A 13,581-nucleotide genomic window follows, 5' to 3' on the forward strand; every position below is an offset into this window, starting at 1 on the left:
TCCCAACTACTAACTCCCGACTCCCGACTACTGACTCCCAACTCCCAACTTTTTATTATGAAAAAACTACTTTTACCCCTATTTATATTTTGCTTTGGAGCACTACATGCCCAAAAGATAGAGCGCATACGCGCCGTGAGCACCCATACCTTTGTAGAATATGCTCCTACGGTGAGTGCCGATGGCAAAACAATGGTATTTCAGTCGAACAACAACCCTTACAAAGCCTGGTTTTTGTACGAAAGTACCCGCCTCAAAAGTGGACGTTGGTCGGCACCCGAACCCATTGAAAGCATCAACACTTTTGGGCAACGCCCCACCGAAGTCAATGGTTTTCAAACCGATTTTATTGCTACCCCTTGCCTCAGTGCCAATGGCAAAACCCTGCTTTTTTCGGCAACCTTTCGCGGGGGCAAAGGAGGCAGAGATATATATTATGCAAGAAAAATAAATGGCAATTGGACGCGCCCCGTCAATATGGGCAAGGTGATCAACTCTAAAGGGCACGACGACTGCCCGGCGATTTCGGCAGATGGGCAACGCTTGTATTTTGCCCGCCCCCTGAAAGATAAAAAAGAAGGACAACGTTGTTATAAATTATTTGTCGCACGCAAAAACAAACGTGGATATTGGCAAGCTCCCCACCCATTGCCTTACCCCATTAATACGGGTTGTGAAAAATGCCCCAGAATTATGAGCGATAATGCTACCTTGTTGTTTGCCTCTATCCGCAAAGGTGGCAAAGGAGGGTTTGACCTGTACAAAGCCGTATTGGACATTGAAGGCAAGGAATGGGTAGAACTGAAGGCATTAGAATTTTTGAATACCCCCAAGTCAGAAGAGTTTGCTACGTTGACTTTGCCCGATAACGCTTTATATTTTACCACCCAAGGCAAACGAAACGATGATATTTTTAGGACAAAAAAGCTCCCTACCTATATGCAGCTCAAGCAAAACATTGGTGTGGTGGGAGTAGCCACCAGTGCCAAAACCCGTCAACCTATAGCTACCAATATTTTGGTGAAATTACAACGCAATGGACAAGCAATTGCTGGGAAACACGCCCCCCGCCAAGGGTTTAGACTGGTGCTGCGTCAAGGCTACCAATACGAGCTTGTGATCAGTGCCGAGGGTTACCAAACGGCTTACCAAAAGGTAGATTTACGTGATTGGCAAAAGCCTTGGTTGAAGCTGGACAAAATAGTCATGAAGCCGCAAGAAGTATTGGTGGCAAAAGCCCATGCTGCCCCCCAACACTTGCCTAAAAAGGCGATAGGGGAGGCGCTACTGGTAGATGTAAAAACGGGAGAGGTCATAAGCAAAGCCGATGAAGCAAAAGCCCTTGCCAATACAACCAAACTTGCCAGGCATCGCCCGGAGAACCTGCGCCCGCTGGAATCGCTGAAGGCATATAAAAAATTGATTTTTAGTCACTTGTTGTTTGATTATAATTCGGCAAAGTTAGACGACAAAACCTTGGGGTATTTGCAAACCATTGCCCAATTGCTCAAGAAAGAGCCTCAGTTAAAGCTGGAAATATCGGCACATACCGATAATCACGGTACTCATGACGACAACATGAACTTATCGAAACAAAGGGCCCAGGCTGTCAAAGAGTTTTTGGTAAAAGCAGGCGTTGATGTAAAGCGCCTTTCGGCAAAAGGCTATGGCGAAACCCGCCCCTTGGTACCCAATACTACAGTTGCCAACCGCGAGCGCAACCGAAGGGTGGAGTTGAAGGTGTTGTAAGTTTTACTGTTTTCGCTTCGCCCCTAGCGCAAGCGTCCTTCGCTTGTGCTTATAATTGCGGAAGTATCTTGCCCCGAAGCAAGTTCGGGATGGCTCACTTTCATGTTTTTGCAAAAAAACAAACATACAAGTTTGAATTTGCTACGATGGACACAAGTCTGGATACTTGCGCCAGCGTGTGAGGTCTGGGTAGGCAATTCAACCAAAAAAACAACCTCTCCCGTGTTGGTCTTCAGGCTTTAGCCCGACCAACCCCAACCAACCCAGGGGGCTTGTGCTTATAATTGCGGAAGCATCTTGCCCCGAAGCAAGTTCGGGATGGCTCACTTTCATGTTTTTGCAAAAAAACAAACATACAAGCTTGAATTTGCTACGATGGACACAAGTCTGGAGACTTGCGCCAGCGTGTGAGGTCTGGGTAGGCAATTCAACCAAAAAAACAACCTCTCCCGTGTTGGTCTTCAGGCTTTAGCCCGACCAACACCTACCAACCCAAGGGGCTTGTGCTTATAATTGCGGAAGCATCTTGCCCCGAAGCAAGTTCGGGATGGCTCACTTTCATATTTTTGCAAAAAAACAAACATACAAGCTTGAATTTGCTACGATGGACACAAGTCTGGAGACTTGCGCCAGCGTGTGAGGTCTGGGTAGGCAATTCAACCAAAAAAACAACCTCTCCCGTGTTGGTCTTTAGGCTTTAGCCCGACCAACACCAACCAACCCAGGGGGCTTGTGCTTATAATTGCGGAAGCATCTTGCCCCGAAGCAAGTTCGGGATGGCTCACTTTCATGTTTTTGCAAAAAAACAAATACTCAACCTTGAATTTGCTATGATGGACACAAGTCTGGAGACTTGCGCCAGCGTGTGTGTTAAAACTACTGACTACCGTCTCCCAACTCTTGACTTTAACGTTCTCCCGTGTTGGTCTTTAGGCTTTAGCCCGACCAACACCAACCAACCCAAGGGGCTTGTGCTTATAATTGCGGAAGTATCTTGCCCCGAAGCAAGTTCGGGATGGCTCACTTTCATGTTTTTGCAAAAAAACAAACATACAAGCTTGAATTTGCTACGATGGACACAAGTATGGAGACTTGTGCCAGCGTGTGTGTTAAAACTACTGACTACCGTCTCCCAACTCTTGACTTTAACGTTGCTCAGGTCACCCTTCAGTAAGACCTTCGCAAGGAGGGGAAATTGGGACAGGTCAACATGAAAACAACCCACCCCAGTGAAGCCTGGTGGCTTTTGGAGTGGGTGTTTACGCAAAAAAAACAAACAATAATTAACCTTGAATAACACAATGTTTGTCACCATTAATTACCCATACGTTGCCCCCAGCCATGCGGCAGGCATCATCGTCTATGGCTTGTCGCCCTCCTACAGTGCTTTGTGCTTCTTGAGTAGATAATTGGTTGTTCTTGAAGTTTTTAAGATTTTTCATGTTTTGTGTATGTTATATTATTGAGTGAATAAATTAAAAATCAATTATACCAAGGAGTACAGCTATTGCCATTCCAATACCCGCCTGAATCCTCGCATTCCTTTCCGTTAATTAGCCTAAACCCTCCTTTTACTTTTTTCAAATCAGATTTTACAACCTCGTCGTTCTTAAATTTTTTAAGGTTTTTCATGTAGTTATATCTAAAGTGTTTTGTGAATAAAAATAAATAGGTTGATTGGGGTAAGTGCCAGGGCAGTATTCATACCTTACAGGTAAATTTTACCTACAGTTAGGTTATACGCCCCAATACCCAGCGCACTTAGCCCCCAATACCTAAGGCATTACTTCCAGCCAATGCACAAACAAGGCTCTACCCACTGGTAACCATCAGCAAGACATTGCGCTCTGGTGATTCTGATACCACCTTTTACTTTTTGCAAATCAGTTTTTACAATTGCATTGTTCTTGAAATTTTTAAGATTTTTCATGTTTTGTTATTTGTTTAAAAAGGTTTCTAAATAGTTGAATAAGACTTGTAACCTATCTCGACTTTTAATAATGGGCGACCATCATTCACTTTGTCCGTTGACTTCAAGTTTTCTCGTCATTTAACAAAAGCAATAGTTTTCGCAAACACTCAAAAAGACGAGACGAGTTCTCAAACAATACTTGTGATTGACAACCTCAATGAGATATAAGGCTTAAAGTATTGTTGAGTTCTGATTGCCTCACGAGCATTGTTTGAGTCATTCAACGAGGGTAAAGGTAGAGGGGCAAAACCTGGCAAACGCTTTACATTATAAGGTGGGCCTTTTTTTTGTTGAAAAATGGGTTTGGAGAGTCTACGGGGTGATTTTATGTCTTGAGTATTTATAAATTTAACAAAAGTAGCGAGTGTCATGAAGCGAATTGATACTTGCCTGGCAACAAAATGTAGAGGGAAAATTGACTGGGGGTAAAAAAATGAAGAGATTTAGGCAAGTGAAAGGAGTATTGTTAAATCAACACAAAACAAAAGATGAACACCTATAAGAAATTTACCGAAAGGATGCAAAAAATTGCCGACATCAACAACTCGGCTGCTTTGCTACAGTGGGACCAGGAAGTATACATGCCACCCAAAAGTGCTGGCCGACGTGCCCAGCAATTGTCTACTTTGGCAGGCTTGGCACATGAGCTATTTACTGCTGATGACACTGGTCACTTGTTAGACGAGCTTGCCAATGCCGACTTGAGCGAGGCTGAAAAAGCGAATGTAAGCTATACCAAAGCGGAGTACGACAAGTACAAAAAAGTACCCAAGGAGTTTGTAGAAAAAACCAGTGCGGCAGTGTCCAAAGCTTTTCAGTCGTGGAACAACGCCAAGCAACAAAAAAACTTTGCCCTATATGCGCCCGATTTAGAAGCATTGCTTGAGCTAAAGTTGCAAGAGTGTGAGTACCTGGGCTACGAGGAACACCCTTATAATGCCCAGCTCGATATTTACGAAAAGAACATGACCGTAGACCAGCTCGAAGTATTGTTTGGGCAGGTAAAAGCGCGTTTGTTTCCTTTTATAGAGAAAATATACCACGCCGAACAAGTGAGCGATGAGTTGATGTATCAGCACTTTGACAAAGACAAACAGTGGGATTATGGCATCGAGATACTCAAACAAATTGGCTATGATCTGGACGCAGGCCGACAAGATGTTTCGTCGCATCCGTTTACTACCAATTTTAGTGCAACCGATGTGCGGGTAACTACCCGAATAGACGAAAACAACCTAAGCGAAATGCTGTGGAGCACCATACATGAGGGGGGGCACGCTTTGTATGAACAGGGGCTCAAAGACGAAAACTATGGTTTGCCTTCGGGTGCCTACCTTACCTTGGGCATGCACGAGTCACAGTCGCGCCTGTGGGAAAACAACGTAGGGCGTTCGCTTAACTTTTGGCAAGGCAACTTTGCCCGTTTGCAAGAGGTGTTTCCCAGTCAATTGGGCAAGCATAACGCCAACGATTTTTTTAAGGCAATGAATAAGGTGCAGCCTTCGCCCATCAGAACCAATGCCGATGAGTTGACTTACCATTTTCACGTGCTCATTCGCTACGAGATAGAAAAAGAGCTGTTTGAGAAAAAGCTAAAGGTGGCTGACCTCAAGGATAAATGGAACGCTATGTATAAGCAATACTTGGGGCTTGACATCAAAAACGACGCTGAAGGTGTGCTGCAAGACATTCACTGGAGCCACGGCAGTTTTGGTTACTTTCCTACTTACTCTATCGGAAGTTTTTACGCCGCCCAGTTTTACGCCCAGGCAGTGCAAGACATTCCAGGGGTAGAAGACGACATTCGTGCCAAAAACCCCGCGAAATTGTTGGAATGGTTGCAAAAAAACATTCACCAATATGGACGTCGCTACAAAGCCGACGAGCTGTGCAAGCGGGTAACGGGCGAAATTCTCAATTTTGATTATTTTATGCGTTATATAGAAGAAAAATATGCCTCCATCTACGACTTAAGTGGGGTAGGGGTGTAGTTTTTTTATAGCTTCAAGCCATTAGCCACAGGCGACCAGTTTTTATTGCCTTGTGGCTAATAAACCATTGAACAAAGCGATCATAACCTTCCCTAAAAAGACCACTTCAACCGCCCAAACAATACATTAGGCGTGGGCATTACCTGCTCCAGCGCCTTGTTGCGGAGGACTTGAGCCGTCACCAAAAAATCAAAGTTTTCGGCAAGTGACAAAGTAACCCCTGGTACAAAAATATATACCTGATCGGTAGGGCTCACAATGGCCGATACATTGGCGCTCACCAAAGGGTGAATCTGATAACTTATTCCGGCAAGTATGGCGGTTTTGGCAATAAACAGGTTGTTGGCAGGCAAGGGACGCGATAACAGGCTTGCCGCCGATTGGGTATCGTCCCAGTTGCCATTGTATAAAAACTCCAGTTGGACAAACATTGCGTTTGGAAAAACATAACTAAAACCTGCGGTAGCGTTTATGTATCCGTTTTTTTCCTGCCAGTTTTCTCTGGGATGAAAATAAGTCAGTTCACCCTTAAAACCCACGCCCTTAATGTTGCCCGACCAACCAAGCCCTGCCGCCATTTCGTGGTAATAATTGGCCACCAGCCACTGAAAATCATAGTTGAAATGATTGTGTTTGAGCATAACAGCTGCTACAGTAGTATCCAGCGTTTCGCCCGGTTTGATGGCTACCTCAAAGCCCGAAGCATAGCCCCTAAAGTACTGAAAACGAATGGCGTCAGCGCCGGGGCGTTCTTCGTAGTCAAAGTCAAGGTAAGAGTAAGTATTGAACAGGTCATTGGGGTTCCAAGCCATTGTTTTGCCCCAGTTGATGCGCTGCCTCCCTATCTGTAACTCCCATTTTTCACGACGATAAGTTAAACTTAGGCGGTCTATAGCCGTATGCCCCACAAAGTGTTGTCCATCTGCCCATACCCACGACAAATCTACCAACCCAAGGTCTTCATCCAGTATATTGCCATAGGTAGGCAACAGGTCCATTTGCTGGTTTGCCATATAGAGCGACTCGGTAGTATAGCCATTAAAAATCCGGTTACGTACCTCCAGTTTACCCACCAGCCTTTTGCCAAATTGCCATTTAGAATTGAGGCGATTATGAATGAGGTTGTCATACCTAAAATCGGTCATCTGTTTCGAAAAGCTCAACGAACCCAACTCCTTCAAGTAGCCGTTTACTGTGACCAAAGGTGGTTTTTCCTCCTCATTGTGGTGGCTGCTATCGGTTTGGGCTTGCGCCAATGAACCCAGAAAGAGTAAGAGAAAAAGTATAGAGTGTTTCATGTTAGTTGGTAGTCCGTAGTCAATAGTCGGGAGTTTTTAGTTGATAGTCGATGGTCGATATTTTTCGATGTTTGCTGAGTATTTGGTTTAAGCCCCGCTTTGCGAACCATAAAACCATAAAGCAATTCTTTTTTTATCAAACCACCATCTCCTCCTTATGCTCATCTTTCACCACTTTGCCATCTTCTAAAGTCACCACTCGATGAGCCCGGTTAATAACGCGTGGGTCGTGAGTAGAAAACACAAAGGTGATGTTTTCTTCCCGGTTAAGCTTTACCATAATGTCCAGCAGGTTTTCGGCAGACTTAGAGTCAAGGTTGGCGGTAGGCTCATCGGCGAGCACAAACTGAGGTTTAGATGCCAACGCCCTTGCCACCGCCACGCGTTGTTGTTGTCCGCCCGATAGCTCCGAGGGGCGATTGTTGAGGCGGTCACCTAAGCCTACTTCTGCCAGTAGTTCAGACGCCCGTTGGTCTACTTCTTTTTTGGGGCGTTTTTGCAATTGCATAATAAAAGCTACATTTTCTTTGGCAGTAAGTACCGGAATCAGGTTGTATGCCTGAAACACAAAACCGATGTTATTGAGGCGAAAATCGATCAGTTTGCTCTCTTTAAGCTTACTAATGTCGGTACCCCCTACCTCTAGCACCCCGGCAGTAGGGCTGTCCAGACCACCAATAATGTTGAGTAAAGTACTTTTACCCGATCCCGAAGGACCTACCACTGCAGTAAACTCTCCTTTTTTGATGACCAGGTCTACTCCATTGAGCGCATACACCGGTACGCCCTTGGTCTCGTTGTATACTTTAGTGATTCCTTGTGTTTTGATTACTTCCATTGTGTATGTTGTTTAAATGATTTTATTGCTCACAAAGCGGTTAAAAAATGGTTATATGGTTTTATGGCTCGCAAAGCGAGACTACTGATTAAATTACGAATGGTTTAATTACGAATTACGATTGTACGAATTTTTTAAAATCCTTGATATACAGGTATTTACATATAAATCAAGGGGCTACCCCTTGCTGTAATGCAATGGAAGTTCGCGGTTTATCGGAATGGTCGCCCTAGCAAAGAGCAAACATGAGCGTATACGCCGCCTTTTAAAAGTGAAAACAACCTTGTTTTTGTTCGTTTTAACCTTTGCAAAATACTTATTGTCAGATGATTACAAGACTCCGTACACTCCTAATTACGAATTAGCGTGAAGCGAGGCTAAAAGATCGTTGTCTATCGACTTAGCATCCGTTTCACGCTCAGTGTAGCCACAATGGACCATCGATTTTTAACCACACTTTTTATAAGTAACTGAAAATCAATGTAATATAAAAGTGTAGTTACCTGTGAACCGAATCTACAGCAGTTTGCTGTGATGAGCTCAACGCAGTTAAACAGGGTCTAACTTGCGACTTGTCGCACCGATATGCGTCGGTATCTAAGGACTTGAAGCTTGCCCCTGTCGGGGCTATTGACTCCCAACCCCTGACTCCTGACTATCTTTCTGTAAAGCAAAATCAAGAAAATATTGTCGTAAACTATGTTTGCCATATTTGGGGGCTATTTCAGTATTGTTGGCTGCGGTGACAAAAAACCGAAACAAGTCGGCTTGTTGCTTGTTAAAAGGCTTGATGAGTGCAATCAATACTTTAGTAGCCCACACAGGTATATTCAAAAAGCGGGGTTTGCTATCCAATACATCAAAAGCCATTTCGCCAATGCGTTGATAACTAAACATTTCTTGTCCGCCTGCGTCTACTTCTGGTACATCTTCCTGAAAAGCCCGTACACATACCTCGGCAAGGTCTGCCCCGTGAATGGGGTTAATGACTCCGCTGCCATTACCTACCATAAATACCCGACCTTGAGCTGCCATGGTCATAAATTCGCTCATGTCTGAATAATACCCGCTGGGGCGTACAATGCTATAAGCTATGCCCGATTGCTTGAGTTCTTTGACAAAAGCTTCACGGGCTTGAGCCACCGCAAGCTTATGGGCAAGTGCTTCGCCTTGAAATACCGATACAAACACGAACTTTTCTATAGAAGCTTGTTGGGCAAGCGCTAACAAATTTTTGTTGGCCTGATAGTCTACCTCCCAAAACGACAGCCCATCTTTTTGACGAGTGATGCCTACCGACGAAAATACCCAATCGATGCCTTCCAGTGCGCCTTTCAGAGTTTCGGGGCGGGTAATCTCCCCTACAAATACATCGTCTACAAAATGGGCAACTGCAGGCTCACCAAATTTACCTGTTTGGGACAGCTTTTTTTGGTTGCGTACCAGCGCCCTTACCCAATAGCCTTGTTGTTTGAGGGTTTGTACTACATATTTGCCTAAATATCCGGTGGCTCCGGCTACTAATACTTTTTTCATGTGATATATGGTTTTATTGTTTGATGGTTTGCAAAGCAACTATTATCACTTAAATTACGAATGGTTTAATTACGAACCGACCGCAGGGAGCTCTGCCTTAGCTAATTACGAATTACGAATTGGCGCAAAGCGAGGCTACTGATTAAATTACGAATGGTTTAATTACGAATTACGAACCGACCGCAGGGAGCTCTGCTTTAGCTAATTAGCGCAAAGCGAGACTAAAAGATCGTTGTCTATCGACTTAGCACCCGTTTTACGCTCAGTGTAGCCACAATGGACTATCGACCATCGACTTTTAACTAACAAATTCATAAACCACTGAAAATAAGTATACTATGATTTTGTTAGTTGTCTCTGGAACAGGAGGCAACTTGAAGCACCGATATACATCGGTATCTAAGGACTTGTTGCTTAAAGCACCGATATTCATCGGCATCTAGGGACTTGCTCCTGTCGGTGCTATGGACTAAAACCTACTCACTGGCCTATAAGGTTCTTCGGTTAATAAATGACTAATCAAGAGCTTAAAAAAGAACACCGGAACGAACCACTCTAGTCCGGGGATGGCACCAAAGCCCTCCATCCCGCTCAAAAAACTATAGTGCAACATCAGCGTAAGCGTATAAATGCCAAAAGCGGCAGGGCGTTGTAAGTATAAAGGCAACCTGAGCACCCACCATGAGCTAAGCATCAGGTAAGCGTATATGCTGAACAAATACACCCAGTTGAGGTCGTTGAATAGCCAGGTGACCAAAAACAACTGCAAAATGTGGACTGCCACAAACTGCAAATGTTTGCCTCTGCTTTGCCCGGCACGGTGGTACCAACGCTTGGCGGTAGAGGTAGCATTGGTAATGACTCCGCCTATGAGGTCGAAAGCCAAAAAGCCTGCTACCAAATATTGCCAAATGCTCCATTGAATGCCTTGGATAGGTACCCAAATCAAGAGCCCTGCAGTGAGTACCAATGTAGGCAACAGCATCAGGGCTTGTTCACCTTTGGTGGCACCTGGTCCTACAAACTTATCCCACGAATTACCCGGTTTGGGGTAGTTCCATTCTATGTGTCGTTGTGAAAAATTGTTTTTCATGGTTTTATATTAATGGTTTTCTACTTTGGTTCTATTGTTTGATGGTTCGCAAAGCGAGGCTACTTATTAAATTACGAATGGTTTAATTACGAACCGACCGCAGGGAGCTCTGCGTAAGCTAATTACGAATTAGCGCGAAGCGAGGCTAAAAGATCGTTGTCTATCGACTTAGCACCCGTTTCACGCTCAGTGTAGCCACAATGGACTATCGACCATCGACTTTTAACTATGCTTTTTATAAGTTGCTAAAAATCAACGTGATAGAAAAAGTGTAGCTACTTAGGGAACAAGGTATACCTAGCACCTTGTTGACGCTCTCAATTAAATCAAACCTTCCTAATAGCCTCTACCGGCTTAAGTTTCAATGCTTTGATTGCCGGATAAATGGCAGATAACAAGGCGGCGGCAACTACCATAAGTCCTATTTGGGCGTAATAACTCCCTTCAATCATAGGGCGAATGATAGAATCATAACCGAAGTTTTCCAACCCTGACGAAAACATTCCCAAGTCGATGCCATTGCTGCCAGTATATTGAATGGTTGCCCAGGCGAGCAGTATGCCTATAGGTGCACCTACACAAGTCAAAAAGAAAGTTTCTATCACAATCATTCTAAATACCCGTCCTTTGCTCATGCCCACCGCCATGAGCATACCTAGCTCACGAGTACGCTCCAGTACTGCCATGAGCATTGTATTGACAATGCCCATAGAAAGCCCCAAGAGTATAATACCCACAAAAATGAACAGCATTTGGCTCATCATATCATTGGCATAAGCCAAGTCGGGTGAGGTGTCTTTCCAGCTTTGTACTGTTATATTCTGGTGGTTTTTTGCTAGTTTGCCTTGTAGGTTTTTTACTACTTCTGGGGCTACCTGGTAGTTGTCTACCCGGCATACAATATGATGAATGAGTACGTCGTTGCCCAATAGTTTTTGCAAATCGTTTTGGCGTACAAACACATTTGACTCGTCGTACACTGTATTGCTGGATTTGTACAAACCCACGATCCGGAAAGCCCCCGCTGTAATATCACCATTTTCGTTCTGAAAAGTGAGTACCATCTTAGAACGCAATTTGAGATTGAGCCTTTTGGCAAGTTTTTTACCAATCAGAATAGGGTTCCTTTTGATACCTTCAAAGTACTTGCCTTCTACCAGTTTACTTTTCAGGCTAAATACTTTAGGTTCATTTTGCAGGTCTATGCCATGAATGGCTGCTCCATAGCCCCCTGCACTACTGGTGGCCATACCCACCGCACTTGTTCGGGTGGTAGTAGCTGTTACCTGTGGTTGCTTGCTCACTTGTTGAACTATTTTGTCAGCATCGTCAATGGCGTACTTTACCAGTTTGTCTTCGTCATATTTGGCGTGTTTGATGGTCACATGCCCCACAAAGTTCTCGAGTTGTCCTTTTACCCGTTGGTTGTTCATACCCAGCGAGAAAGCAAGTACAAAAATACCCGCCCATATTCCCAGCAGCACCGAGACAATGACCACTCCGCTGCGCATTGGATTGCGCCAGATGTTTTTCCAGGCTATTTTGATAATCATAATTATTTGGTTTTTTTAGTTAGTCAATAGCTTCTACAGCCTAAAGCTATTAGTCTTTAGCTTTAGGCTGGTTTGCAAGCATACTACCTGCTTTATAGTATGTTGATTTTTAAATACTTATAAAATCGGTAGATAGAAGTTGGTACAGGAGCAGGCTTTAAGCGACAAGTGCACCTCGTTCTACAAACAACTACATACTTTACAATGCGTTGATTTTTAATGACTTATAAAATCGGTAGATGGAGGCTGCTTGCGGAGCAGTGAGTTGTAAAACCCAAAACCTAGCTCCTAGCACCTTGTAAGGAATTCCCAACTAACGCAATGCATCAATCAATTTAATTTTTTGGGTAAACCACCAAGGGTAAAGCGCAATAAGTAGCGTAAAGCCTAAAATAACGACCGCTTGTGACACAAAAATCATAGGGTCGGTAGAAAACGGAATGATAGGTTCAATGCCCATTTCAAGCATTGATTCTGCCGCTTTTCCTGTCAGTTTGAGCGGATTTGCGTGAAAATAAGCCACCAAGGGCGAGCTTGCTATTGCTCCCAGTATTACACCCATCAGCGCAATGATCAACATTTCTAAAATGACCACTGTCCCCAGTTTAAAACGTTTCATCCCTATGCCAATCAATATCCCAAACTCATAGCGGCGTTCGGCGGTCATCATAAGTATAGTGCCAAAAATACCAAAGCAAACCACCATATATAGCACCCCCACAGTTATGTAGTTAGCCAGCCCGTCTACCTCAATCATTTGTACCATTTCAGGCATCATTTGCTTCCACGACATCACCTTATATTGTTGGGTATCTACCTTAGCATTGAGCAATGTCAATACCTTGTCCAGCTTTTTAGGTTGTTTGACCACCAAAGCCAACGAAGTGAGCCTGTTCTCGGCAGCATATAAGTTTTGTCCTGTAGTCAGTGGCACATACACCAACGACTTGTTAATGTCGGGAGCCGGAAACTTGACAATGCCTTTGACCAAGAGTTTGTCTACGGCACTTTGCCCCTGAAAACCTTGTCCGATCAATACCAGCGAGTCGCCCACATTGAGCTTAAGGTATTGGGCAAGCCCTTGAGCCAATATTACCGCTCTTCGTCTTTTTTGTCAAAGTAGTTGCCTTGTACCAGCTTTTTTTGTGGTGCCGACAACGCCTGTTCTTTGGCAGGGTCAATGGCTAATACCAAACCTGCTTTGCTTTTTTGAGTGCTTGCCAGCAAGGCATACGACTCCAACCTGGGAACTACTTCGGTTACTGCCTCAGGTTGCCTTATTTGCTGTTGTAGCTGCTTACTCCATTCAAAACTATTGTCAATGTTTTGTTCATTCCAGTAGCCTTTTTGGTGTATTTGCACATACCCCGTAAAAGAGCCTACAGTGTTTTGGATTATGTTATCATAAGAGCCATTCTGCATGGAGAGCATAAAAATGGAGAAAAATACCGCAAAAAATATAGACACCATTGTAATCACTGTCCTACGCTTATTGCGCCATATATTCCTCCAGGCAAGTTTTAAATACATGTTTTTTTAGTTTAAATAATA

The 13,581-nt window shown here is 44.0% G+C and carries 15 protein-coding genes; 2 read left to right on the top strand and 13 right to left on the bottom strand.

The window, feature by feature from the left end; all coding sequences use genetic code 11:
- Nucleotides 1-57 precede the first annotated feature (57 nt).
- Nucleotides 58-1,749: an OmpA family protein gene (locus tag M23134_RS25965; RefSeq protein WP_002701281.1), complete on the top strand. Its 1,692-nt coding sequence runs from the start codon at nt 58-60 to the stop codon at nt 1,747-1,749.
- A gap of 198 nt (nt 1,750-1,947) precedes the next feature.
- Here the strand turns inward: M23134_RS25965 and M23134_RS42550 are convergent, their stop codons facing one another.
- The 6 genes from M23134_RS42550 to M23134_RS41395 all read right to left on the bottom strand — a co-directional run bounded on the left by M23134_RS42550 (nt 1,948) and on the right by M23134_RS41395 (nt 3,679).
- On the bottom strand, nt 1,948-2,082 hold the full coding sequence (locus tag M23134_RS42550) for a hypothetical protein (RefSeq protein WP_262492920.1): 135 nt from the start codon (nt 2,080-2,082) through the stop codon (nt 1,948-1,950).
- 323 nt (nt 2,083-2,405) lie between these two features.
- The gene (locus M23134_RS42555; protein ID WP_262492921.1) at nt 2,406-2,540 is read right to left on the bottom strand and encodes a hypothetical protein; all 135 of its coding nucleotides are present in this window, start codon (nt 2,538-2,540) and stop codon (nt 2,406-2,408) included.
- A gap of 92 nt (nt 2,541-2,632) precedes the next feature.
- The gene (locus M23134_RS41875; RefSeq protein WP_198145095.1) at nt 2,633-2,779 is read right to left on the bottom strand and encodes a hypothetical protein; all 147 of its coding nucleotides are present in this window, start codon (nt 2,777-2,779) and stop codon (nt 2,633-2,635) included.
- 253 nt (nt 2,780-3,032) lie between these two features.
- Complete coding sequence (locus M23134_RS41385; RefSeq protein WP_002701284.1) at nt 3,033-3,191, bottom strand: hypothetical protein; 159 nt, start codon at nt 3,189-3,191, stop codon at nt 3,033-3,035.
- 40 nt (nt 3,192-3,231) lie between these two features.
- Nucleotides 3,232-3,381, bottom strand: a complete 150-nt coding sequence (locus M23134_RS41390; protein WP_002701285.1) for a hypothetical protein — start codon at nt 3,379-3,381, stop codon at nt 3,232-3,234.
- Nucleotides 3,382-3,532: 151 nt separating this feature from the next.
- Nucleotides 3,533-3,679 carry a hypothetical protein gene (locus tag M23134_RS41395; protein WP_002701286.1) on the bottom strand — a complete coding sequence of 49 codons (147 nt, stop codon included), beginning with the start codon at nt 3,677-3,679 and terminating at the stop codon, nt 3,533-3,535.
- Between the two features lie 530 nt (nt 3,680-4,209).
- Between M23134_RS41395 and M23134_RS25975 the strand changes: the two genes are divergently transcribed.
- On the top strand, nt 4,210-5,712 hold the full coding sequence (locus tag M23134_RS25975) for a carboxypeptidase M32 (RefSeq protein WP_002701292.1): 1,503 nt from the start codon (nt 4,210-4,212) through the stop codon (nt 5,710-5,712).
- A gap of 92 nt (nt 5,713-5,804) precedes the next feature.
- Here M23134_RS25975 and M23134_RS25980 read toward each other — a convergent pair whose 3' ends face one another.
- The 7 genes from M23134_RS25980 to M23134_RS42255 all read right to left on the bottom strand — a co-directional run bounded on the left by M23134_RS25980 (nt 5,805) and on the right by M23134_RS42255 (nt 13,560).
- Nucleotides 5,805-7,010 (bottom strand): hypothetical protein, encoded by a 1,206-nt coding sequence (locus M23134_RS25980; RefSeq protein ID WP_002701294.1) that lies wholly within the window; start codon nt 7,008-7,010, stop codon nt 5,805-5,807.
- 136 nt (nt 7,011-7,146) lie between these two features.
- Nucleotides 7,147-7,848, bottom strand: a complete 702-nt coding sequence (locus M23134_RS25985) for an ABC transporter ATP-binding protein (RefSeq protein ID WP_002701298.1) — start codon at nt 7,846-7,848, stop codon at nt 7,147-7,149.
- Between the two features lie 627 nt (nt 7,849-8,475).
- Complete coding sequence (locus M23134_RS25990; protein WP_002701299.1) at nt 8,476-9,384, bottom strand: SDR family oxidoreductase; 909 nt, start codon at nt 9,382-9,384, stop codon at nt 8,476-8,478.
- A 469-nt stretch (nt 9,385-9,853) separates the two neighbouring features.
- Nucleotides 9,854-10,477 (bottom strand): hypothetical protein, encoded by a 624-nt coding sequence (locus tag M23134_RS25995; protein WP_002701301.1) that lies wholly within the window; start codon nt 10,475-10,477, stop codon nt 9,854-9,856.
- Between the two features lie 326 nt (nt 10,478-10,803).
- A complete protein-coding gene (locus M23134_RS26000) occupies nt 10,804-12,030 on the bottom strand; it encodes an ABC transporter permease (RefSeq protein ID WP_002701303.1) in 1,227 nt (408 codons plus the stop codon).
- Between the two features lie 313 nt (nt 12,031-12,343).
- The gene (locus tag M23134_RS42250) at nt 12,344-13,120 is read right to left on the bottom strand and encodes an ABC transporter permease (protein WP_002701306.1); all 777 of its coding nucleotides are present in this window, start codon (nt 13,118-13,120) and stop codon (nt 12,344-12,346) included.
- Between the two features lie 2 nt (nt 13,121-13,122).
- Nucleotides 13,123-13,560, bottom strand: coding sequence for an ABC transporter permease (locus M23134_RS42255; RefSeq protein ID WP_053337390.1), 438 nt, complete (start codon nt 13,558-13,560; stop codon nt 13,123-13,125).
- Nucleotides 13,561-13,581: the final 21 nt, after the last annotated feature.

Source organism: Microscilla marina ATCC 23134 (assembly GCF_000169175.1).
GTDB classification, from domain to species: Bacteria; Bacteroidota; Bacteroidia; order Cytophagales; family Microscillaceae; genus Microscilla; species Microscilla marina.

What these genes read in the sequence shown, in the direction of transcription:
- M23134_RS25995 (WP_002701301.1), bottom strand. Translation starts at nt 10,477, where the DNA reads ATGAAAAACAATTTTTCACAACGACACATAGAATGGAACTACCCCAAA.
- M23134_RS25975 (WP_002701292.1), top strand. Translation starts at nt 4,210, where the DNA reads ATGAACACCTATAAGAAATTTACCGAAAGGATGCAAAAAATTGCCGAC.
- M23134_RS41875 (WP_198145095.1), bottom strand. Translation starts at nt 2,779, where the DNA reads ATGAAAGTGAGCCATCCCGAACTTGCTTCGGGGCAAGATACTTCCGCA.
- M23134_RS41385 (WP_002701284.1), bottom strand. Translation starts at nt 3,191, where the DNA reads ATGAAAAATCTTAAAAACTTCAAGAACAACCAATTATCTACTCAAGAA.
- M23134_RS41390 (WP_002701285.1), bottom strand. Translation starts at nt 3,381, where the DNA reads ATGAAAAACCTTAAAAAATTTAAGAACGACGAGGTTGTAAAATCTGAT.
- M23134_RS41395 (WP_002701286.1), bottom strand. Translation starts at nt 3,679, where the DNA reads ATGAAAAATCTTAAAAATTTCAAGAACAATGCAATTGTAAAAACTGAT.
- M23134_RS42550 (WP_262492920.1), bottom strand. Translation starts at nt 2,082, where the DNA reads ATGAAAGTGAGCCATCCCGAACTTGCTTCGGGGCAAGATGCTTCCGCA.
- M23134_RS25990 (WP_002701299.1), bottom strand. Translation starts at nt 9,384, where the DNA reads ATGAAAAAAGTATTAGTAGCCGGAGCCACCGGATATTTAGGCAAATAT.
- M23134_RS25980 (WP_002701294.1), bottom strand. Translation starts at nt 7,010, where the DNA reads ATGAAACACTCTATACTTTTTCTCTTACTCTTTCTGGGTTCATTGGCG.
- M23134_RS42255 (WP_053337390.1), bottom strand. Translation starts at nt 13,560, where the DNA reads ATGTATTTAAAACTTGCCTGGAGGAATATATGGCGCAATAAGCGTAGG.
- M23134_RS25985 (WP_002701298.1), bottom strand. Translation starts at nt 7,848, where the DNA reads ATGGAAGTAATCAAAACACAAGGAATCACTAAAGTATACAACGAGACC.
- M23134_RS25965 (WP_002701281.1), top strand. Translation starts at nt 58, where the DNA reads ATGAAAAAACTACTTTTACCCCTATTTATATTTTGCTTTGGAGCACTA.
- M23134_RS26000 (WP_002701303.1), bottom strand. Translation starts at nt 12,030, where the DNA reads ATGATTATCAAAATAGCCTGGAAAAACATCTGGCGCAATCCAATGCGC.
- M23134_RS42555 (WP_262492921.1), bottom strand. Translation starts at nt 2,540, where the DNA reads ATGAAAGTGAGCCATCCCGAACTTGCTTCGGGGCAAGATGCTTCCGCA.